This is a genomic window from Streptacidiphilus sp. EB103A, from assembly GCF_041261405.1.
GTDB lineage: Bacteria > Actinomycetota > Actinomycetes > Streptomycetales > Streptomycetaceae > Streptacidiphilus.
The window spans coordinates 1-4278 of sequence record NZ_JBGCAQ010000053.1; the positions used below are offsets into that span (position 1 = coordinate 1).

The following is a 4278-nucleotide window of genomic DNA, read 5'->3' on the forward strand; positions in this document are numbered from 1 at the left end:
CCCGCGGAGCGGGTACCACAGCGCTGCGCGCTGTGCAAGTGATTCCCGCCGCTTCGCGGCGGGAATGCGGCTGCGCGCTTCGCTTGCAGCACGGCCCCGCTTCGCGGGCGTGTGGCCGGCGCTTCGCTTCGGCCACAGGAAGGGGATACGCCGCGCTTCGCTTGGCGTCATGGGCCGCTGCTTCGCAGCGACTTGATGATGTGTTGGGTCCGTCCGCTTCGCTCCCGGACCCCGCAACTGGGCGGTGTGACGCTGCGTCTGCTCGATTCCGGCGGGAGGAGTGTTCGGTGACGGACGTGCTGCTAGACTCTGACAGGATTTCATCAAAGTCAAGTGCATCACTTTGATGCACTGTGTAGAGTCAGGAAAACATCGGCACCCCCTGGAGTGAGCCCAGGGGACGTAGCTCCGGTCCCGGCGTCGAAATCCACTACGCGTCAGATAAAGGGGAAGCGGCACATGCCCGTGAAATTGAGGGACCATCAAGTCGAGGCAGTCGACGCCATCGTCCGGGGACTCGACATCCCGCCCGGGAAGAAGATCCCGCCGAACGGCCTGCGGGCGCAGGTCCACTCCCCCTGCGGGTCAGGGAAGACCATTACCGCAGCCGCGGCCTCACTGCGGCTGGTGCCCCACGGCAGGGTCCTGGTGATGGTGCCGACCCTGGACCTGCTCACCCAGACGGTCCGGGCCTGGCGCGAAGTCGGACACACCGGGCCAGCCGTAGCCGTGTGCGGCCTCCAGGACGACACTGAGCTGTTCGACCTCGACGTGCGCTGCACCACCAGCCCGCCACAGCTGGCCCTGTGGCACAGCACCGGGCCGGTCCTGATGTTCGCCACCTACAGCTCGCTGGGCGTGCTGGCGGAGGCGTTCGAGGGCGTCTACGGCCAAAAACTGACCCCTCTGGATCTTGCTGTGGTCGACGAAGCACACAGAACGTCCGGCAGCCTCGGTAAAGCGTGGGCGGAGATCCACGACCAGAACACCATCCCCTCCACCAGGCGCCTGTACCTCACCGCTACGCCCAGAATCTGGATGGAACGGCCACTGCCAGCCTGGGAACCGCGCGAGGGCAACCGGCACGAGCGGCTGCCGGAAGAGATGGCCGCATCCATGACGGACGAGAAAATCTTCGGCCCCGTGATCTACAAAATGACCCTCGCCCAAGGTGTCCAGCGCGGTCTGCTAGCGCGGTATCAGATCATCGTGGTGGAACTGGCCGACCCCGTGGTCACCCCCGAACGACTCATGCGCACCGAACGCACCCAGGAGCAGCTGCGCGGGGAGCGTATGGGCGCGCTCCAGGCCGCCATGCTCCACACCGCCGCCAAGCACGGCCTCCAGACCATGATCACTTTTCACCATCGGACCGTCGAAGCCCAAGCCTTCGCCGAGGGCCTGGGGGCGGTCGCGGCACAGCTGTACGCCACCGACCCGGAGAAGTACCCCTCGAAGATCTGGGCCAACTGGCTCCAGGGCGAACACTCGGCTGAGCGCCGACGCAAGGTACTGGGTGAGTTCGGGCGCAGCGCGCGGCGTGCGGTCCTCTCCAACTGTCGTGTCCTGGGCGAAGGCGTCGACATCAGAGCCGTGGACAGTGTTGCCCTCCTTGATCCAAAAGGAGCCCCGCACGACATCGTCCAGGCCATCGGGCGGGCGCTGCGGCAGACCCCGGGCGAGGGCAAACTGGCCTCTCTGATCGTGCCGGTATTCCTCGGACCCGGTGAAAGGCCCGAGGACATGTTCACCTCGGGTAGTTACAAACCCCTGGTAGCGGTTTTGCGCGCTCTGCGCTCATTCGATGAAGAGGCGGTCGAGCTGCTGGCAATTCCGCAGGCAGAGCAGACCCGGAGCGTGAACCCCTCCTGGGACATCGGCCCCGCGCCCGAGCCAGGTCAGCCCGAGAACCGCCTCCTGCTGCGCTTCGCCACCCAGCGGGACCCCAAGATGGTCGCGGACTGGGTCAGCTTCAACGTGATCGACACCGAACGCCTCGACTGGGCACGCGGATACAACGCCGCACAACAGTTCCAGAAACGCGAAGGCCACATGCGGGTCGTGTTCGACCACAAGGAAGGCAACTACCCACTGGGCCACTGGACCAGCGAGCAGCGAAAGACCTACGCAGCCGGCCAGATGACCGGCCTGCGCGTCAAACAGCTCGACGGCCTGGGCATGATCTGGGACGCCGGCCAGTACGCCTGGACAGAAAACCTCGCAGCAGCGCGGGCCTACTTCGCGGACCACCAGACCCTGGCCGCGCCCCGCTCCGCCACCGCCCTGGACCGACCCGTAGGGCAATGGCTCTCCAACCAGCGGCGGCCCGGTGCGTTGGCCGGCCAGCCCGAGCGCGAGGCCGCGCTGGCGGAGATCGACCCCGACTGGAACCCCACCTGGCCACTGGAATGGCAACGGCACTACGCCGGAGTCCGCGAGTGCCTCCAGGAGCTGGGGGCGGAGCTGGTGGACCTGGAACCGGGAGTGACCATCCACGGCCACGACATCGGACGCTGGCTCCAACGCCAACGCCAACCCGTGGTCTGGCACGCACTCACCGACAGGCAACGCGAACGCCTCACCGCCCTCGGAGTCGAACCGCACGCCGCCCCAGTCGCACCGGAGCGGCCGGGGCCGAAGGGGCCCGCGAAGGGCCCTGGGAGCCGTTCTACAGCCTTCACACGGGGCCTGGCAGCCCTGCAGCAGTACAAGGAACGCACCGGCTCGCTGGTCGTACCCAGGACCCACACCGAAGAAGTCGAGGACGTGACCGTGAAGCTAGGGGTATGGATCTCCAACACCAAAAGTCGCCGGGACAAGCTCACCCCGGAGCAGCTCGCAGCCCTGAAAGAACTCGGCGTCCACTGGTGCTGAACTTGCCACCCGTAGATGACGCATCAGCCTTGGCTGTCTACAGCCCTTTGCGGCCATTCCAGTAAGGAAGGTCGGCGGGCGGCTGACCGCGTAGAACACTGGGCTCGAACATGTCGAGGATCATGCGCGCGGCGGTGATGCAGTTGTCCAGGATCCTGGAGACGTTCGTGCCGAAGTACGGGAAGCGCAAGCTGGGATGGAACGTCCAGTAGAGCTCCGGCTTGAAGTCCGCGGGAATCTCCGGAGGTGCGGCGTCGAAATGCCACTGACCAAGGAGCCCGCCCTCAACGAGTGGGTCCCCGGTGGTACTACCCCCCGTTCCTCCGAGCCCCGCGAAGCCTTGGGGAAGACCGCCAAGGCCTACACCCCACCAGACTGGAGTGAGCAGCCGGTGCTTGTCCGCGTTGTTGAGCTTCGTCAGCTCGTCCAGGTATGAGGCGATGGGCCCGGGAGGGCCAGGCATCTCGTGCTGGCCCCAGATCTGCTTGTCCCAACCGTTGAACGGCTGGATCTCCTCAAGCCGCTTCAGGTAGTCAGCGGCCACACCCAGTTTCTGGTAATTCTTCTCGATCTTCCGCCACGAAGCCCTGTCCTTGGCGACCGGGAACTGGGGCTGCTTTTCTTCCCCCTCGGTGAGGTCACGTCCCAGGCTCTGCACCGTCAACTGATAGAAGAGCTGGTCCAGGGCACTGCGCGCATTGTGAACACAGTCGCCAATGATCAAACTCCACTGTGGGTCGCACGGCTCGACATCATGTACGTGGAAGGTGAAAGCCTTCTCAGCGACGTTGCGCTCGACCGTGACCCGCACCGGATGGGTGGCACTGAATACGCGGAGGCTGTCCTCATAGTCCTGCAGATGGCGCTCCGCACGCCTGAGCTTCGCACGGCAGCCATCCATGGTCGTCAGTGCCATCCACACCCCTGAAGCCGTCGCTGTCCAACACGTCGAGAAAAGCTACCGGAAACGGCTGCCTGACCCAGGCGTGAAAGGCTTTGCCCGCCCGCTGGCACTGATGCCCCGTCACCGGCCAGGAAACGAGCGCAGTGCAGATGCCACCGCCGAACTCTGCCAGTTGCCCAGGGCGAGCCCTACGGGGCAGGCGTCGTTCGCCTCGGCCGTGTATGGACCGGAGGTTGTGGGCAGCCGTTCATCTCTTCGGTCGCGGCCCACCGGTAGTGGTGGTGGGCCGTGCACCACGGCCACACCGTCTCCGCAGCAACCTGCCGATTACGGCGGGCCGCCCCACGCCGGGGGCGGACCCGGGGCGGCTGGGGCGGGCGCAGCTTGCATGCCTCGGCGAAGCGCTCCAGCAGGGGCAGGCCGGTGCCCTGCAGCGGGTCAGCGTCCAGCAGGGGCAGGCCGGTGCCCTGCAGCGGGTCAGCGTCCAGCAGGGGCAGGTC

The 4278-nt window shown here is 66.2% G+C and carries 3 protein-coding genes; 1 reads left to right on the top strand and 2 read right to left on the bottom strand.

The genetic code is table 11. From position 1 onward, the window contains the following. The first annotated feature begins 459 nt into the window (after nt 1–459). A complete protein-coding gene (locus ABH941_RS40825; protein WP_370138564.1) occupies nt 460–2874 on the top strand; it encodes a Helicase associated domain protein in 2415 nt (804 codons plus the stop codon). 37 nt (nt 2875–2911) lie between these two features. Here the strand turns inward: ABH941_RS40825 and ABH941_RS40830 are convergent, their stop codons facing one another. Together ABH941_RS40830 and ABH941_RS40835 are read right to left on the bottom strand one after the other, a co-directional pair. Beyond that, complete coding sequence (locus ABH941_RS40830; RefSeq protein ID WP_370138566.1) at nt 2912–3790, bottom strand: hypothetical protein; 879 nt, start codon at nt 3788–3790, stop codon at nt 2912–2914. Between the two features lie 176 nt (nt 3791–3966). Next, a partial coding sequence (locus ABH941_RS40835) for a hypothetical protein (protein ID WP_370138568.1) occupies nt 3967–4278 on the bottom strand: 312 nt, incomplete at its 5' end.